This is a genomic window from Cellulosimicrobium protaetiae (assembly GCF_009708005.2).
Taxonomy (GTDB): Bacteria; Actinomycetota; Actinomycetes; order Actinomycetales; family Cellulomonadaceae; genus Cellulosimicrobium; species Cellulosimicrobium protaetiae.
Genome location: NZ_CP052757.1, coordinates 3586214 through 3602275, shown reverse-complemented (window position 1 = coordinate 3602275; position 16062 = coordinate 3586214). Strand labels below are relative to the sequence as shown.

The following is a 16062-nucleotide window of genomic DNA, read 5'->3' as shown; positions in this document are numbered from 1 at the left end:
GGTGCCGCACCGGTCGCCGGAATCGAGCACGCCCATGCCTTCGTCGGCCCCACGCCGGGGGTGCCCGGCGTGCGGTCGCGCGCTCGCCGCGAACCCGGACGGGTCGTGGCCGCCACACCTGGACGCGAGCAGCACCGCCGTCTGCCACGGCCAGCGCCGCACTGCGCGGCGAGGTGCCGCGCGGACGGATGCTGCGCCGTCGGGCACGCCTACCCGGAACGGGGCAGCCCCGACCGCCGCGAGCCCGAGCGGGCCGGACCCGGACGCCCTGGCTGAGACGCCGCGCCGTCGTGCCCGGGACGAGACGGACGAGGACCGCCCGACCTATCTCGAGCGTCGTGAGGCCCGGTTCCGCGAGAGCGCGATCCTCGACCTCGACGAGGGCCCGGCCGGCGAGGACCTCGACGACACGCTCTACCGCGCCCGCGAGTCCCGCGGCGGCCTCCCGACGTTGGGGAGCCGCCGCCGGTAAGCCAGAAAGGTCTGTTGTTCTGCCAGGGGGAGGAACATGCTGGTCGAGATCGTGTGCCTGGCGCTCGGCATGGCGGCGGTCGCCGGAGCTGTGGTCACGGTGGGGACGCTGGGCGGGCTGTACCGGGTGCCGGAGAGCGGTGCGCGTCGGCAGGAGCTGCTCCGTCTGGTTCTGGCGGAGCGCTTCTGCTGGGTACCGGGGGATCCTGTCGACGAGGCCTGGGCAACGTCGATGAGTCGCGAGCTCCGCGAGCACGAGACCGTGCCGGATGCCGAGGAACGACGCAAGCAGCTGATCGCCCTCGGCTTGCGGCTGCAGGGGAAGGAGCCCACCCCGACCGCGATCGGCGAGGTGGACTACCGCTCCGAGATGTTCGACGCCCGAGCGCGGAAGCGCTTGGCGGACGCGTCGATGACCGCGCCGAGCATCCCGGCGCTGCTCGTTGCGTGGCGCAGGCAGTGCGGGATCGAGGAAGTACGGTCGGTGGCGGTCAGTCTGCGCATCACGTTGTCGACGACGCTCCAGCGGGTCGGGATCCGAGCCGCGACGCTGATCGGGCTCGGAAGCGCCGCGGCGGTCGTGGGCGCCGTCATGGTGTGGGCACTCGTCGGGATCCGCACACCGCTGGTCGACCTCGCCGGTCAGTGGGTCGCTGTCGTGTCGGTCGTCATGGTGGGACTTCTGGTTGTTCTCGAAGTCCGGGATCACTTGCTCCCCGAGCTGGCGCGAGGTGGTCGTCTGGGAGGCTGGGTCCTCGTCGTCCCGCTGGTGCTCGGTCTCCCCACAGCCGTCGCTCTCGCTCAGCGTCGAGGATGGCTCGCGTCCGGGGCGCAGCTGCTCGACGACCGCATCGGCTCCTGGTTAGCCTCCCCCGTGGTGGGTGCCGTCGTCGTCTGCCTCCTGCTGTTGCTCCCTATCGCTGGCGCGACGCAGCGGTCGTGGCGCTGGCGTACCCCGCCCGTGAACCGCTCCGCGCCCGGGCAGCGCTCTGATCGCGTCGAGGCGATCACTACCGCCACGGGGTTCGCGTTGATGGCTGTTCTCGGGATCACTGCCGTGGCGGATGTCGAGGACCTGTACTTCCCGCTCGGTGTGGCGTTCTTCGGGATCGTTGTGCTCGGGTCTCTGGTCGTCGGCAGCCTCCGTTTCGCTGAGCACCGTGGGCGTACCAAGGACCTCAGGCAGGCCGGTGCCGACCCCGCCCGCGGCACCTTCCGCTGGTGGATCGTCGGGCTCGCGATTCTTGCACCGACGCTGCTGGATCCTCTTGCTCTAGCGATCGGCTCGGTCGTCGAGCACTCAGTAGTTGCCCCAGGTGGCGTAGTGCGAGGGCTCGCTCTGGCGATGGTGTTCTCGGTGGCCGTGATCGTCGCGGCCCTCGCGGTTCCCGGGGTGCTCGTCTGGCAGGGCGTGGCCGCGCTGCGTCGATACCGGCGAGCGCTCCGCGGCCACCGAGCGTTGGTGTGGGAGATGCGCGTCCATGCACGGCGCGAACGATCGTACGTAGAAGCACAACGGTGTAAGGAGAACGCATGAGCACGCAGGGGTATCGATGGAACTCACCACCGAGCTGGCCGGCGCCGCCGGAAGGGTGGGTGCCGCCCGACGGATGGACACCGCCGGGGGACTGGCCGCAGCCACCGCCCGGCTGGCAGTTCTGGGTGCCGATCGCACCGGAGCCTGTACCGACCACCGCGCCCGCTCCGTCCAGCCCCGTGGCCGTGCCGCCCGCCGTGCCGTCGAGCACCGCGACCGGGCAGCCCGCGGGGGACCCGGGGATCCCGCTGTTCGGTGCGAGGCGACGGGCGCGGGAGCTCGCGGCGTCGGCCGACGGGCTGCGTGCGGAGAACGAGCGGTTGCTCGCGGAGCTCCACCGGGTCGGTGCCCTGGATGCGGTGACGATCGAGCGCGAGCGGGAGGACGCACGGCGCCGGTTCCAGGACGAGACGGCTGCGCTCGACGCGGAGCGGCAGGCGTCGCGCGAGCGGTTCGCAGCGGAGATCGCCGGCCTCACCTCGCGGCGGGAGGCGCTCGACTTGCGTATCCGCGAGCTCGAGGTGACGGTCGTCCACCTCGAGGAGACGGAGATCCTCCAGGAGGTGGGGGTCTACGAGTACCAGCACCCCCTGGAGAACGTCGAGGCGTACAAGGAGCGACTCGCCACGCTGCGCGGTCACCTCAAGGACATGGCGAAGGTGGATGGCGGAGCCATCGAGTCCGCCGCTGGATGGACGGTGAACGGATCCGAGGCGCAGGGGCGCAAGATGGTGTCGCAGATCTCCAAGCTCATGCTGCGTGCCTACAACGGAGAGGCAGACGCTCTCGTCCGTGGCCTGAAGCCGCACCGCTTGGCTGCCAGTGTCGACAAGCTCGAGAAGACGAAAGCGACCATCGCTCGGCTCGGCAGCATGATGTCGATCCACGTCTCGGATCGATACCACGACGCGCGAGTCTTCGAGCTCGGCCTCACCGCTGACTATCTCGCGAAGGTCGAGGAGGAGAAGGAAGCGAACCGCGCCGCACGCGAGGCCCTGCGCGAGCAGCGCAAGGTCGAGCAGGAGATCGCGCGAGCGCGCGAGAAGCTCGAGAAGGAGAAGAACCACCTCGCGAACGTCGTGGAGACCCTCAGGGCGAAGGGCGACCTGGAGGCCGTCGCCCGGTACGAGGCCCAGCTCGCCGACGTCGATCGTGCGATCGAGGACGTCGACTATCGGGCCGCGAACCAGCGCGCGGGCTACGTGTACGTGATCTCGAACCTCGGGGCCTTCGGCGAGGGGATGATCAAGATCGGCATGACGCGTCGGCTCGAACCGATGGACCGTGTCCGAGAGCTCGGTGACGCGTCCGTGCCGTTCGGGTTCGACGTCCACGCGCTCTTCTTCTCCGACGACGCGGTCGGTATCGAAGCCGAGATGCATCGTCGTCTGGCGGAGAAGCGGGTCAACCGGGTGAACCTGCGGCGCGAGTTCTTCTACGCGACTCCCCACGACGCGCTCGTCCAGCTCCGGGACCTCGCGGGCGACGTGCTGCAGTTCACCGAGCTGCCCGAAGCGCTGGAGTACCGGCAGAGCCAGAACCTCCGGACGACTGGCTGAGAACGTCCCGGCGCCGTCAGGATGCGGCGCGGGTGGCGGTCGCTGATCCGGCGACCGCGGTGGCTCTCTCGGCCACGCGTTCCGGAACCTGAGCGTGTGGGACATCGGCCGGGACTGCATCGAGGCCGTGCAAAACGGCCTCCGCTACCGAGGCGATGGTCTCCACCGCCGGAGCGCGACCCATTCCCCACGACACCGCCTCCTCGACCAGGAGCGCTCCCGTGATGAGGTCGAGCCGGTTCCGGCCCGCGACGGCGAGCCCGGAGTGCCGGTACGCGGACGAGACGAGGTAGACAGGCGCGGCGTCGTACAGCGGCGCGACGCTGTACGACGCCTCGGCGTCGACGAGCAGCGAGTAGTTCTTCGCGTGCGCGTCGCCGTTGCCGACGATCGTGTTGAAGGTGACGAGCCGGAGCAGGTCGTGGCAGAGGGCCGCGGGGTCGATCGCCTCGGCCGAGGCCGTGCGTGCGACGCTGGCGAGCCGCCCCGGCGACCGTCCGGGCGGCTCGTACTTGTCCTGCGCGGCGAGACCGAGCGCCTGGGCGAGGTCCTCCTGGTGCGACCGTCGCCCGCCGGTGCGGTCGTACCGCTCGACGACGATTACGTCCCGCCCGTCGACCGCGATCAGCTCGCTGCGGGCGGCCGGGACACTGCTCGCTCGGGCGAGGCGCAGCGTCCAGTGCTCGAGGCGCACCAGGCCCTCGATCCCGGTCCCGCCGAGGGGGTCGGGTTTGACGATGTGCGTGGAGCGCGCGCCGTTCGCGGGCCAGGCCCAGCCCGTCTCGGTGCGGTGCAGCAGTACTTTCGCCTGCACACCACCGAGCGACGCGGTCACGGTGAGGTCGTCCGGTGGATCGAGCGTCGGTAGCTCGGACACGAGCCGTACGAACTCGGCGTCGTCCAGGGGTCGGAGGTACCCGTCGGCGAGCGTGGTTCCCTCTGGGGTGAGCTGCACGGCTCCGGCGCACTCGGCCCCGACCCGGGCGAGGAGGCCGAACGTGTCCGAGGGGGCGACGTCGTGCTCCCGCTCGAGCGCAACCCGCACCGGTCCCTCGGGGAGCAGGTTGTCCAGGAACCGGTGCACCTCGGGCCCGTCGAGCCGACGCGGGGTCAGCGGGAGCGACAGCGAGAGCGGGCGGCTGCCCTCGCCCCAGCGTTCGAGTGCTTCGTCCGAGTACTGCAGGCGTAGTCGCCCGTTCCGCAGGCGTCTTACCTCGCCGATCAGGTCACCGCGGAGGTGGACTGCGAGGACGTCGGGCGTGGCGTTCACGACTCACCGTCGCTCGTGCCCGTGGTGACGGTGAGCCTCGCACCCCGAGGGACGAGGACGAGCTCGTAGCCACAGGCCGTTGCCACGTCGAGAAGGGTCGAGGTCGCGACGGCTGAGCCGCGTTCGAGGCGCGAGACGGTAGGTCTCGACGTCGATGCGCGACGAGCGAGCTCGTCCTGCGACAGCCCGGCAACCTGCCGGGCGCGGCGCACGGCCGAGCCCAGAGCGTCCGCGGTCCGCGCACGGAGCCACGGCATTGATGTGCTCATATCTGATTCATCCCGTTCGGTGGCCAGGATCGAATCATTTCTGATTCAGCATCAGGCTACGCCTCGAATGAATCAGATGCGATGCAATGGGCGCGGAAGGGGCCGGGTGTCCAGGGAAAGCGTCGACCGTGCCGTGGACGGTGAGCAGGTGCCTTCGCGCTCGCCGAGCGGTGGACGGCGGGCGGTGCGGCCTATGCTGATCAGGTCCCGCCCGCGCGAGCCCGACCGGAGGTGAGAGATGACCGACGTGCTGCTGGTCGCGCGCGATGTCGCCTCGTCGCTCGTGCTCCTGCTCGGGACGCAGACCCTCACTGCCACGCTCCTGCTCCTCGGTGCCGCGACGCTCGTCGCGGCGGTCGCCGTGGCGACCGCGCGGTGGGGGACGCCGCTCGTGGTCGGCACGGCCGCGCGCCCGGTGGATCGGCTGCGGGACGCGGTCGACACCGGCCCGGCCGTGACCCAGAGCGACCCCGACGCGCCGGGAAGCGCCCGGCCCAGGGCTCCCGGTCTCCTCCTCGGCTGATCACCCGGCCGAGGCTCAACACCCGCACCCGCACCCGCACCCGCGCACCCCCGCGGCGTGCTGCTGCCCGCTGAGCGCGGGGTGATCGGCGAACGCGTCCACCACACGTTCGACCGAGGACACCACCACCATGAACCTGCTCGACCTCCCGCCCGTCGCGGCGGTGCTCGACACTGCCTACCGCGCCCTCATGGGCCTCTCCTACCTGCTCGAACCCCTCGCCGGGACCGCGGCCGCCGCGGTCGCCGTCGTCCTGCTGACCCTCGCCGTGCGGGCAGTGCTCGTCCCCGTGGGCGTCTCCCAGGCCAAGGCTGAGCGCAACCGTGCCCGTCTCGCCCCGCGCCTCGCCGAGCTCCAGCGGCGCCACCGGAAGGACCCCGAGAAGCTGCAGCGCGCGATGCGGGACCTCTACGCCGAGGAGGGCACGACGCCGCTGGCCGGCTGCCTGCCGATGCTCGCCCAGGCGCCCGTCGTCGGGGTCGTGTACGCGCTGTTCCTCCACGCGCAGATCGCCGGGCACGACAACGAGCTGCTCGGGCACGACCTCTTCGGGGCGCCGCTCGGGTCGAGCCTCGTCGGCGCGCTCGGTGGCGGGAGCATGTCACTGCCGACCGTCGCCGTCGTGGGGATGGTCGTGCTCGCCATCGCGCTCGTGGGAGAGCTCACTCGTCGGGCGTCACTTCCCGGCGGTCGACTGGCCGTCCCGCGCGCGACCGCCGCGACGGCCGTCGCGCCCGGAGGCGACATGCCCAACCCGCTCGCCGGGCCGGGGATGCAGAGCGCACTCGGTGCGCTGCAGTTCCTCACTGCCGTGATCGCGTGCTTCGTGCCGCTCGCGGCCGGGCTGTACCTGCTCGTCACGGTGACGTGGACCCTCGTGCAGCGCGTCGTGCTGCGGCGCAGGTACCCGTTCGAGGTCGCCGGGTAGGCGTTCAGTCGCCGACGTCGTCCGGTGTCAACGGTCGCACCCGACGGCCGGTCGCGAGAAAGACACCGCGGAGCCGGACGCCGGACCGGGCCGCGCAGGCGTGCAGCGCGGAGAACCACCGGCCGTCTCCGGCCGTCACCGCGTCCGTCCCGGGACGCTCGAGCATGAGGACCGCGCTGCCGCCGGGCGCCTGGTCGTCGAGCACGTCGCGCAGCACGCCGACGAGGTTCGTCACGATCTCGTCGTCCGGCGAGGTCGGGACGTCGTCGATCGGGACGACGACCGGCAGGGTGCGGTCGTCGGCGCCAAGGAACGTGATCCACAGGGAGACCCTTCGAGCGTCGACCTGCTGGTGGAGGAACCGTGCCCAGGCGAGCAGGGACTCGTCGTCGGGGAGCCGGTCGCCGGGGTGGACGGTGTCGGGTGGGGTCGTCATCCGCCCAGGATGGAAGGGCACGGCCCGAGCGATCCGGGTGTCCACAGGAGTCGTCGGCGCGCAGCGAGCGAATTCCTCCTCCACAGCTCGCAGCGTCCGCCGTCCGGGCAACGCGCGGCACGCCGATACCACCCCGTATCGCGCCACGCTGCACGACGTGCGCGCCGGTCACGGCATGCTCGGGAGCGCGGTCGGGCACCGGCCGCCAGTAGTCTCACGACCAGCCGACCCAGTGACCAGCCGACCAGTGACCCGCCGAGGCGCGACCAACACCCGGCCGGCACCGACGCCACGGAGGAACAGTGCGCAGCAACGAAGCCGAGTGGGAGCACCTCGCGCTCGACCACCTCGCCGGGATCGGCTGGCAGCACCTCGACGGGCCGGCGATCGCGCCCGGCGCGGCGTCCGCCGTCGGGCACCCCGGGTACGCGACGGGTGGTGAGCCGCTGCCGCAGCGCGAGTCCTGGGACGAGGTCGTGATCCCCTCGCGCGTGCGCGCCGCGCTGCGACGCCTCAACCCGGACGTCCCGCGCGACTACCTCGAGCAGGCGCTCGTCGAGATCCTCCGCCCGACGTCGCAGGACGCCATCACCGAGAACAAGCGGGTCCACGACGTCCTCGTCGACGGGTACCGCGGCGTCACGTACGTCGAGGACGGGCGTCAGCAGACCCCGACGATCCGCCTCGTCTCCTCGCGCGAGGACGAGAACGAGTGGCTGGTGGTCAACCAGGTCCGCGTGGTCGACGGCGACGTCGAGCGCCGCTTCGACGTCGTGCTGTACCTCAACGGGCTGCCGGTCGTGGTCATGGAGCTCAAGGACGCGGGCACCGCGCGCGCGGACGTGGCCGCCGCGCACGCGCAGCTCACGACGTACGTGCGCGAGCTGCCCATGGCGTTCCGCGCGTGCGTGCTCACGGTGATCAGCGACGGGATCGTCGCGAAGTACGGGACGCCCTTCACGCCGCTCAACCACTACTCGCCGTGGAACGTGGACGACGACGGCCGGGTCGTCGGTCCGACCGGTGCGCCCGTCCCCGCGGTCACCGACGCGGACGAGGCGGCGGACCGGGACGGGCACGCCGTCGACGGCATCACGGACGACGTCGCGGAGGGTGAGGTGACCCTCTCGTCGCCGCTCGAGACGATGCTCGACGGGCTGTTCAACCCGCAGCGGTTCGTGCAGCTGCTGCGCGGGTTCGTCGCGTTCGACGAGGGCGACGACGGGCTCACCAAGCGCGTCGCCAAGCCGCACCAGTACTTCGCGGTGAGCCGAGCGCTCGAGGCGACGATCCGGGCCGTCGAGACCGACGGTCGCGCGGGCGTCGTCTGGCACACGCAGGGCTCCGGGAAGTCCATGGAGATGGAGCTCTACGCGGCCCACGTGGCACGGCACCCGAAGCTGTCGAACCCGACCATCGTCGTCGTCACCGACCGCACCGAGCTCGACGGTCAGCTCTACGAGACGTTCGCGCGCTCGCAGCTGCTCACCGAGAGCCCCCGGCAGATCAAGCGGAGGGCCGAGCTGCGCGACGAGCTCGCGTCGCGCAGGACCGGGGGCATCTACTTCACGACGCTGCAGAAGTTCGGCCTGACCGCGGAGGAGAAGCACGCGGGCGCCAAGCATCCCGTGCTGTCCGACCGCCGCAACGTCGTGCTCGTCGTCGACGAGGCGCACCGGTCCCACTACGACGACCTCGACGGGTACGCGTGGCACCTGAAGAACGCGCTGCCGAACGCGACGCTCATCGCGTTCACCGGCACGCCGATCTCGACCGCCGACCGCAACACCGAGAAGGTCTTCGGCGACGTCATCGACGTGTACGACCTCACGCGCGCGGTCGAGGACGGCGCGACGGTGCCCGTCTACTTCGAACCGCGGCTCGTCAAGGTCGCGTTCGCGGACGGTCTCGACGCGGAGACGATCGACGCCGCCGCGGACGAGGCGACCGTCGGTCTCGACGACGTCGAGCGCGACCGCATCGAGAAGTCGGTCGCCGTCGTCAACGCCGTGTACGGGGCCCCGGCCCGGCTGCGCGAGCTCGCGGCCGACGTCGTGCAGCACTGGGAGCGACGTCGTGGAGCGATGGAGGAGCTCGTGCGCGGCGCCGCGGTGCCCGACGGCGCTCCCGCACCCGCGGCGAGCGACGCACCCGGCGCAGGTGGTGCGCCGGGGAAGGCGCTGGTCGTCGCGGCGACACGTGACATCTGCGCACGGCTGTACGACGAGATCGTCGCGCTCCGCCCCGACTGGCACTCCGACGACCTGCACCAGGGGAGGATCAAGGTCGTCTACTCCGGCACCGCGGCGGACCAACCGCCGATCGCGGACCACGTGCGCCGCGACTCCGAGAACGCCGTCGTCAAGAAGCGCCTGAAGGACCCCGACGACGAGCTCGAGCTGGTCATCGTCAAGGACATGATGCTCACCGGGTACGACTCGCCCCCGCTGCACACGCTCTACCTCGACCGGCCCATGCGCGGCGCGCTGCTCATGCAGACGCTCGCCCGCGTCAACCGCACGTTCCGCGGCAAGAACGCCGGGCTGCTCGTCGCGTCCGCGCCGATCGCGGAGAACCTGCGCGCGGCGCTCGCGGAGTACACGGTCCGCGACCAGGGTGCGCGCCCGGTCGGGCGCACCGTCGACGACGCGGCGGAGGTGGTGACCGACCTCGTCGCACGGCTGCGCGAGCTCGTCGACCCGTCGGGGTGGCGGGGACGGCTGACGGGCGCCCGCGCGGCGGGGTCGCGTCGTGGTTACCTCGACACGGTTCTCGCGACCGTCGCGTGGCTGCGCGATCCCCGCACGCCCGGCAACGTCGTCACGGCAGACGGCGAGGAGTCGCGCGGTGCCGAGTTCCGCCGTCGGGCCGCGGCGCTCGCCCGGGCCTGGGCCATCGCCGGTCGGTCCGACGCCGTCACGGACCTTGCGGACGACGCGCGGTTCTACGAGCAGGTCCGCGTCTGGATGGGCAAGCTGGACGCCGAGGAGCGCCAGGCTCGCGGCGAGCCCGTGCCCGACGACGTCCAGCGGCTCCTCAACCAGCTCATGGCGACGGCAGTGGTGTCCGGGGAGGTCGTCGACGTGTACGCCGCTGCCGGGCTCGAGCGCCCGCGGCTCGACCGCATCGACGACGACTTCCTCGCGGCCGCGCAGGCGGCACCGAACCCCCAGCTGACCATCGAGGCGCTGCGCAGGCTCGTCACGGAGGAGGCGCGCCGGCTCACGCGCGGCAACCTCGTGCGGCAGCAGATGTTCTCCGACCGCCTGCAGTCGATCATGTCGAAGTACGTGAACTCCAACCTCACGTCGGCCGAGGTCATCGCGGCGCTCGTGGAGATGGCACGAGAGGTGGCCGCGGAGGAGACGCGCGGGCAGCGGTTCGAGCCCCCGCTGAACCGCGACGAGCTCGCCTTCTACGACGCCGTGTCGACGAACGAGTCGGCGGTCGACCTGCAGGGCGAGGACGTCCTCGCGCAGATCGCCCGGGACCTCGTCGCCGTGATGCGCCGCGACGTCAAGACCGACTGGACCGTCCGCGACGACGTGAAGGCCAAGCTCCGGTCGTCGATCAAGCGGCTGCTCATCAAGCACAAGTACCCGCCGGACCGGCAGTCCGGGGCGATCGTGCTCGTCATGCAGCAGATGGAGTCGATGGCGCCGCGCTATGCGGCGTGAGGAGGAGACATGACGACGCCCGCTGAGGGATTCTTCGTCGATGACTTCGATCCGAGCCACTGGCTCGGTGCCGCAGGAGTGGTCGTCGCCCCGGGCAGGGTCGACGAGGCGGTGGTTGCCCGTGACCTGATCTCGGTCCTCAAGGAGGTCGGGGGGAGGGTGGGTCACGTCACCGAGTCGCCAGAGATCCCCGCAGGTCAGATGGGCATGATGTTCATGCGGACACGCATGTACGTCCACGTGGACGGGATCCGGGACGGCCTCGTGCCCGTCGTGGTCGGCTTCCTCGTCGACCTGCTCAGTGCCGGGACGACAGGTGGGCTCGGAACCGTCGCGGGCGGAGGGTTGGCGCTCTGGAAGCGGTTCGGTCTTCTCGACGACGACCAGCTCGAGGTCGTCCGTGCCCTGCAGCGCTGCTGTGACTACACCGACCTCTACACGACCTGGGTACCGGAGGAAGCTCTGCTGGCACGGTTCCCGGGCGATGAGGCTGAAGCGGTCCGGGGACGTCTCCGCGAGCTACGGGACCGCGGGGTGGTCGATGATGCGAGTCGTGCCTGGCGGCTCGTTCGCTGAGCTGTCGTCCTGTGTCTCCGGCTTGGTTGCGGCCCTGGTCAGGGAGCCGGTGCCCGTGCGAGGGTGTCGGGTATGACCGATCTGCTCACGTACCGCGACGACGCGGACGACGTCGAGGTCCCCCTGCTCGGTGGTGACGTGTCGGACGGCGTCGTCCGGCGCGGCGGCACCGTCCGCCGCCCTCGCGGCCCGCACAGCCCCGCCGTCGAGGCGTACCTGCTGCACCTGGAGGCCGCGGGCTTCGAGCGCGCGCCGCGGTTCCTCGGCGTCGACGACGACGGCCGGGAGGTCGTGACGTTCCTGCCGGGCGAGATGGGCGGGCGACCGCCGCACGCGTGGGCGACGGACGAGGACCTGCTCGTCCAGCTCGGCGAGTGGCTGCGGGACCTGCACGCGGTGTCATGCGACGTCGTGCTGCCCGAGGGCGTCTCGTGGCCCGAGCGGGTGCAGTTCGCGGAGGTGCCGGACGTGTTCGACGTGCCGGACGTCGTCGGGCACAACGACCTCACGGTCGAGAACGCGTTGTTCGTCCCGGCCGGTGACGACCCGCAGGGTCCGTACCGGCTCGTCGGCGTGATCGACTTCGACATGGCGGCGCCGACGACGCGGCTGCTCGACGTGGCGACGTCGCTCTTGTACTGGGCACCGGTCGCACCGCCGGAGGCGCGGCCAGCGGTGCTGCGCGGGCTCGACGCACCCCGCCGGACGCGGATCCTCACCGAGGCGTACGGGCTGGACCGCGCGGAGCGGCTCGCGCTGCTGGACGTGCTCGCGCAGCGGTTCGCGCGGAGCTGGTACGCCATGCGGCACGCGGCGCAGGCGCGCGGCGGCGGCTGGCAGCGCATGTGGGACGACGGGGTTGGTGACCGGATCCGGGAGAACGAGGCGTGGTTCGCGTCGCAGCGCGTCGACTTCGTGCGCGCGCTGGACTGAGCGCTCCGCGCTGAGCGTCCCGGCTCGGAGCGGCGTGCCCCCGCGGTGTCGCGGGTCGTCGCGGGGCCTCGCCGATACAGCGCTCAGAGCGCCGCGAACCGGCCCACGGCGACGAAGACGGCCAGCGCGAGCAGGACGACGTTCGCGGGGACGGACTTGGCCTCGCCGAGGCGCACGTGCAGCGGGATCGCGCCGACCTGCGTGAGCGCGAGCCCGACCGCGGCGACGGGCGTGAGCACGGGTGCGACGCCGAGCACCCACGGGAGGATCACGCCGACGGCGCCCGCCACCTCGAGCCAGCCGATCGCGCGGACACCAGCGGTGCGCTCCGGCGTGACCCACCGCATCTGCTCCTGGAGCACGGGGATCGGGCGCAGGGCCTTCATGAGCCCCGCGCCGAGGAAGGCGGCGGCGAGCAGACCGGAGGCGATCCAGAGGGCGACGTCCATGCGTGAGTCCTTCGACGAGGAGGCGGCGACGGCTCAGGGCGGCCGGTCACTCTTTGTGCCTGGGCACATGATGGGTAACCATGGGCCCGCCTACAAAAGGCACACCGGTGTGCGAGAGGCACACCGAGCAGCGCACCGAGCAGCGCACCGAACGGTACGCACCGAGCAGACGGAGACCCATGACGACCACGCCGAGCACCGACGTTCCCGGGGTGCGCGAGCTCGCGGCACGGCACGGCATCCCCGTCGACCGGGGGTGCGCCGCGGCCGAGGCCACGAGCGAGGTGCGCTCGGTGCTGGACCGGGTGGGCGACAAGTGGAGCGTGCTCATCCTGGGCACGCTCTCGGGCGGTCCGCAGCGCTTCACCGAGCTTCTCCACGGGGTCGACGGGATCTCGCAGCGGATGCTCACGCTCAACCTGCGCCAGCTCGAGCGCGACGGTCTCGTGAGCCGCACGGTCCACCCCGTCGTGCCGCCGCGTGTCGACTATGCCCTCACCGACCTCGGCGCGACCCTCCTGCCGCCCGTGCTCGCGCTCGTTGAGTGGGCGTTGGAGAACACGGGCACCATCCGCAACCATCGCGACGGCTTCGACTCCCGGCGGGCCGCGGCAGGCTGACGGTCGTCGCTCCGGGCGGAGACCGTCACCCGCGGTGGAACGTCGACCGCAGTCGTGACCACAGGCGCCGCACGGGACCAGCCGGTCGCACCACGGGGATCTGCTCGGTCTCGACGCCGTGCACGAGCCATGCCTCCGCGTGCCGTGCAGCCTCGGCCGTGGACTCGCCGACGACGGGCCGGGCCGGGTACACCGCGATCCGCTCGTGCACGCGCACGTCGATGACCTGGTCGAACTTCTCGGCGAGCGCGGGGTCCACGCCGCTCACGTAGAGCTTGCCGCCGCGCTCGCCGAGACGGTCGGCGTAGTGCGCGAGCACGGTGAACGCGGTCGCCCCGAGGCTCGCGCGGCCGCGCAGGCGCAGCACGACGACGGCGTCGTGCGCGTGCTCGGGCTCTGGCAGTGCCGCCTCGAGCGAGCGGGCGCCCGCGTAGTAGAGGCTCCCGTAGACGTCCAGCACCGTCACGCTCGCGTCGTCGAGCCGCCGCGGTGCTGGTTCCTCCCGGTAGTGCCCGCCCTCGAGGGGGACGAGACGCACGATCCGGAGGTCCTGGGACTCGCGGTTGGCCTGCAGCAGGATCGACAGCGCGGCACCGATGCCGACCGCGGCGGCGACGGGCAGGAGGAGGGTCGCGAGGAAGGTCGTCGCCATCGCGACCTGGGACTGGCTGCCCGTGCGCCACGCCGTCGCCATGGCCGAGAGCCGGATCGATCCGACCGACGCGACGGCGAGCAGCGCCGCGAGGGTCGCGGACGGGACCGCCCCGACGGGCCCGGACAGCGCGACGAGCACCACGAGCACCCAGACGCCGGACATGATCCCCGCCCAGCGGTCGCGCGCCCCGGCGGCGGTGCTGATCGCCGTCTGGCCGACCGACCCGCCGACGGGGATGCCGCGGAAGAACCCGACGGCGAGGTTCGCGACGCCCTGACCGACGAAGTTGCGGTCCGGGTCCGCGCGGCGCCCACCAGGGTTCGGGACGGACTCGGCGACCCCCGCACCCTGCACGAGCACGATGGCGGCCACCGCGAGCGCGCCCACGACGAGGTCGACGGAGAGGAGGCGCAGGTCCGGGACGGCGGGCACCGGCAGCCCGGCGGGGATCGCCCCGGCGTCGCCGACGAGCTGCACCGAGGTCGCACCCGCGGCCCACACCCCGGCGGCGGAGAGCACGAGGGCGACGACGGCGGCGTAGGGGGCGAGGCGGGTGCGGGCCAGGGCCAGGAGGAGCGCGACGGAACCCAGCCCGACGACGAGCGTCGGCACGTCCCACGTGCCCGGCGACGTCAGCACCTGGTACGCCTGCGCGACGGCCAGGGGCGCGGTCGGGTCCGCGCCCGTGAGGTCGTCGAGCTGGCCGAGGAGGATGTTCACCGAGACGCCGGTGAGGAACCCGGTCATCACGGAGTGGGACACGAACCCGGTGAGCCGCCCGAGGCCGACGAGCCCGGCGACGACCATCAGCGCCCCGGCGAGGGTCGTGAGGAGGATGAGCGCGGACAGCCGGTCCTCGCCGGCGACTCCTTCCAGGGCCGACCCGGCGGCGAGCGCCGCCGCGCTCGTCGTCGTGACGATCATGAGGCGCGAGTCGACGGTCAGGCCGCCCGCGATGCGGCCGACGGCGGTCGCGTAGAGGCCGTGGATCGGGTTGACGCCGACGAGCGTCGCGGTCGCCATCCCGTCCGGCACCCCGCCGACGGCGCCCGGCACCCCCGCGCCCGCGGAGCGCCAGAACGTCCCTCGCGCGGGCCGGACGCCGTCCCACCAGGCCCGTGCGGCGCGTACCGGCCGGGGCCTCATCGCGTCTCCCACGGGTGCGCCATGGGGAGACTCTGGCACGGTGCGCGCCGGGCGACCACAGCAACGTCGTGGTGGTCCGGGGGCGGACGGACGGCGTCCGGGTCAGCCCGCGAGGGGGTCGTCCGCCGTGAGGTACCAAGGCTCGTAGCCCTCGATCGAGAGGGTCCACAGCCCGGGCGCGCCCGCGGGGACGGCGAGGCAGACGTTGCCCGTCACGGTGTCGTCGGTCCCGACGATGCCCGTCCCGACGAGCGCGTCCGGCACGGCCCCGCACTGCCCGTCCGCGTGGAGGCCGTCGTCGCCGACGAAGCCGACGTCGATCGCGCCCCACGCGTTGACCTCCGAGCTCGGGCCGTAGTACGTCGCCGTGACCGGCACGATCCAGTACTCGGTGCCCGCCGATGGCGCGACGTTGACGTCGTCGTGCGCGAGGATCTCCGCGGTCGCCTCGTAGGGCTGGTCGAGCAGGACGTCCCACTCCTCACCGCTGATGCTGATGCCGTCGAAGTACCACGGGTCGCCCCGGGTGCCGGCCCCCTCCCAGTCGCCCTCGTACCCGCCGTCGTCGGTCCAGCCCTCGTCGGACCAGTCGTCGGTCCACCCCTCGTCGACCGGTGCGGTGTACCAGGCGGCGATCTGTCCGCCCGCGTCGCTCGCGACGCCGACGGCGAACCCGACGCCGCCACCCACGGCGAGGCAGGCCGCGCCGACGATCAGCCCGACGGCGGTGCGTGACAGACCGCGGCGCGCAGCGGGCGGGGGCGGGCCGGGGAGCCCCGCGACGGGGCGCGTCGGCGCCGGCGGGACGGGGCCGTGGCCGACCGGCGCCGAGGCGGGCCCGGGAGGGTTCTGCGTGGCGGCGGCCTGCGGGGGCGCGAAGGGGTTGCTCATGGGTGCTCCGGGGTCGTGCGGGCGAGCGCCCGGACGACCGGTGTCGCCGTGCGTGGCCGGATGCTCCCACACCGCGACCGCCGCGCGCCACCACCCCGGCGGGGGTGCGCCGTCGAGCACGA

At 72.4% G+C, this 16062-nt stretch carries 15 protein-coding genes; 9 read left to right on the top strand and 6 right to left on the bottom strand.

Annotation, left to right across the window (positions count from 1 at the left end):
• The first annotated feature begins 34 nt into the window (after positions 1 to 34).
• From FIC82_RS15540 to FIC82_RS21105, 3 genes are read left to right on the top strand one after another with little or no spacing between them, the layout of a single operon-like run.
• Complete coding sequence (locus FIC82_RS15540; protein WP_154799106.1) at positions 35 to 472, top strand: hypothetical protein; 438 nt, start codon at positions 35 to 37, stop codon at positions 470 to 472.
• Positions 473 to 508: 36 nt separating this feature from the next.
• Positions 509 to 2008 (top strand): hypothetical protein, encoded by a 1500-nt coding sequence (locus tag FIC82_RS15535; protein ID WP_154799105.1) that lies wholly within the window; start codon positions 509 to 511, stop codon positions 2006 to 2008.
• A complete protein-coding gene (locus FIC82_RS21105; RefSeq protein ID WP_154799104.1) occupies positions 2005 to 3567 on the top strand; it encodes an SNIPE associated domain-containing protein in 1563 nt (520 codons plus the stop codon). Before FIC82_RS15535 ends, FIC82_RS21105 begins: the two co-directional genes overlap by 4 nt.
• A 16-nt stretch (positions 3568 to 3583) precedes the next feature.
• Here FIC82_RS21105 and FIC82_RS15525 read toward each other — a convergent pair whose 3' ends face one another.
• Entirely contained in the window at positions 3584 to 4837 is a 1254-nt protein-coding gene (locus tag FIC82_RS15525; protein ID WP_154799103.1) for a type II toxin-antitoxin system HipA family toxin, read from the bottom strand.
• Positions 4834 to 5094, bottom strand: a complete 261-nt coding sequence (locus FIC82_RS15520) for a helix-turn-helix domain-containing protein (protein WP_154800392.1) — start codon at positions 5092 to 5094, stop codon at positions 4834 to 4836. The genes FIC82_RS15525 and FIC82_RS15520 overlap by 4 nt, the downstream gene beginning before the upstream one ends.
• Positions 5095 to 5344: 250 nt before the next feature.
• Here FIC82_RS15520 and FIC82_RS15515 point away from each other — a divergent pair, with 250 nt between their 5' ends.
• Both FIC82_RS15515 and FIC82_RS15510 read left to right on the top strand, forming a co-directional pair.
• On the top strand, positions 5345 to 5629 hold the full coding sequence (locus tag FIC82_RS15515) for a DUF6412 domain-containing protein (protein WP_154799102.1): 285 nt from the start codon (positions 5345 to 5347) through the stop codon (positions 5627 to 5629).
• Positions 5630 to 5759: 130 nt separating this feature from the next.
• Positions 5760 to 6557 (top strand): YidC/Oxa1 family membrane protein insertase, encoded by a 798-nt coding sequence (locus tag FIC82_RS15510; protein WP_154799101.1) that lies wholly within the window; start codon positions 5760 to 5762, stop codon positions 6555 to 6557.
• A 4-nt stretch (positions 6558 to 6561) separates the two neighbouring features.
• On the opposite strand, the gene FIC82_RS15505 is transcribed toward FIC82_RS15510, so the two are convergent.
• A complete protein-coding gene (locus FIC82_RS15505) occupies positions 6562 to 6993 on the bottom strand; it encodes a hypothetical protein (protein ID WP_154799100.1) in 432 nt (143 codons plus the stop codon).
• Positions 6994 to 7295: 302 nt separating this feature from the next.
• On the opposite strand from FIC82_RS15505, the gene FIC82_RS15500 reads away from it, so the two are divergent.
• The 3 genes from FIC82_RS15500 to FIC82_RS15490 all read left to right on the top strand — a co-directional run bounded on the left by FIC82_RS15500 (position 7296) and on the right by FIC82_RS15490 (position 12179).
• Positions 7296 to 10670 (top strand): type I restriction endonuclease subunit R, encoded by a 3375-nt coding sequence (locus FIC82_RS15500; RefSeq protein WP_168731965.1) that lies wholly within the window; start codon positions 7296 to 7298, stop codon positions 10668 to 10670.
• A gap of 9 nt (positions 10671 to 10679) precedes the next feature.
• On the top strand, positions 10680 to 11246 hold the full coding sequence (locus FIC82_RS15495) for a hypothetical protein (RefSeq protein WP_154799099.1): 567 nt from the start codon (positions 10680 to 10682) through the stop codon (positions 11244 to 11246).
• 72 nt (positions 11247 to 11318) lie between these two features.
• On the top strand, positions 11319 to 12179 hold the full coding sequence (locus tag FIC82_RS15490) for a phosphotransferase (protein WP_154799098.1): 861 nt from the start codon (positions 11319 to 11321) through the stop codon (positions 12177 to 12179).
• Positions 12180 to 12262: 83 nt separating this feature from the next.
• Here the strand turns inward: FIC82_RS15490 and FIC82_RS15485 are convergent, their stop codons facing one another.
• Positions 12263 to 12628: a DoxX family protein gene (locus FIC82_RS15485; protein ID WP_154799097.1), complete on the bottom strand. Its 366-nt coding sequence runs from the start codon at positions 12626 to 12628 to the stop codon at positions 12263 to 12265.
• Between the two features lie 179 nt (positions 12629 to 12807).
• Here FIC82_RS15485 and FIC82_RS15480 point away from each other — a divergent pair, with 179 nt between their 5' ends.
• Complete coding sequence (locus FIC82_RS15480) at positions 12808 to 13248, top strand: winged helix-turn-helix transcriptional regulator (RefSeq protein WP_154799096.1); 441 nt, start codon at positions 12808 to 12810, stop codon at positions 13246 to 13248.
• A gap of 25 nt (positions 13249 to 13273) precedes the next feature.
• On the opposite strand, the gene FIC82_RS15475 is transcribed toward FIC82_RS15480, so the two are convergent.
• Entirely contained in the window at positions 13274 to 15049 is a 1776-nt protein-coding gene (locus tag FIC82_RS15475) for a SulP family inorganic anion transporter (RefSeq protein WP_154799095.1), read from the bottom strand.
• 102 nt (positions 15050 to 15151) lie between these two features.
• Positions 15152 to 15940: a hypothetical protein gene (locus tag FIC82_RS15470; protein WP_154799094.1), complete on the bottom strand. Its 789-nt coding sequence runs from the start codon at positions 15938 to 15940 to the stop codon at positions 15152 to 15154.
• Between the last annotated feature and the right edge of the window lie 122 nt (positions 15941 to 16062).

What these genes read in the sequence shown, in the direction of transcription:
- FIC82_RS15535 (WP_154799105.1), top strand. Translation starts at nt 509, where the DNA reads ATGCTGGTCGAGATCGTGTGCCTGGCGCTCGGCATGGCGGCGGTCGCC.
- FIC82_RS15490 (WP_154799098.1), top strand. Translation starts at nt 11,319, where the DNA reads ATGACCGATCTGCTCACGTACCGCGACGACGCGGACGACGTCGAGGTC.
- FIC82_RS15510 (WP_154799101.1), top strand. Translation starts at nt 5,760, where the DNA reads ATGAACCTGCTCGACCTCCCGCCCGTCGCGGCGGTGCTCGACACTGCC.
- FIC82_RS15520 (WP_154800392.1), bottom strand. Translation starts at nt 5,094, where the DNA reads ATGCCGTGGCTCCGTGCGCGGACCGCGGACGCTCTGGGCTCGGCCGTG.
- FIC82_RS15485 (WP_154799097.1), bottom strand. Translation starts at nt 12,628, where the DNA reads ATGGACGTCGCCCTCTGGATCGCCTCCGGTCTGCTCGCCGCCGCCTTC.
- FIC82_RS15475 (WP_154799095.1), bottom strand. Translation starts at nt 15,049, where the DNA reads ATGAGGCCCCGGCCGGTACGCGCCGCACGGGCCTGGTGGGACGGCGTC.
- FIC82_RS21105 (WP_154799104.1), top strand. Translation starts at nt 2,005, where the DNA reads ATGAGCACGCAGGGGTATCGATGGAACTCACCACCGAGCTGGCCGGCG.
- FIC82_RS15515 (WP_154799102.1), top strand. Translation starts at nt 5,345, where the DNA reads ATGACCGACGTGCTGCTGGTCGCGCGCGATGTCGCCTCGTCGCTCGTG.
- FIC82_RS15505 (WP_154799100.1), bottom strand. Translation starts at nt 6,993, where the DNA reads ATGACGACCCCACCCGACACCGTCCACCCCGGCGACCGGCTCCCCGAC.
- FIC82_RS15495 (WP_154799099.1), top strand. Translation starts at nt 10,680, where the DNA reads ATGACGACGCCCGCTGAGGGATTCTTCGTCGATGACTTCGATCCGAGC.
- FIC82_RS15480 (WP_154799096.1), top strand. Translation starts at nt 12,808, where the DNA reads ATGACGACCACGCCGAGCACCGACGTTCCCGGGGTGCGCGAGCTCGCG.
- FIC82_RS15470 (WP_154799094.1), bottom strand. Translation starts at nt 15,940, where the DNA reads ATGAGCAACCCCTTCGCGCCCCCGCAGGCCGCCGCCACGCAGAACCCT.
- FIC82_RS15540 (WP_154799106.1), top strand. Translation starts at nt 35, where the DNA reads ATGCCTTCGTCGGCCCCACGCCGGGGGTGCCCGGCGTGCGGTCGCGCG.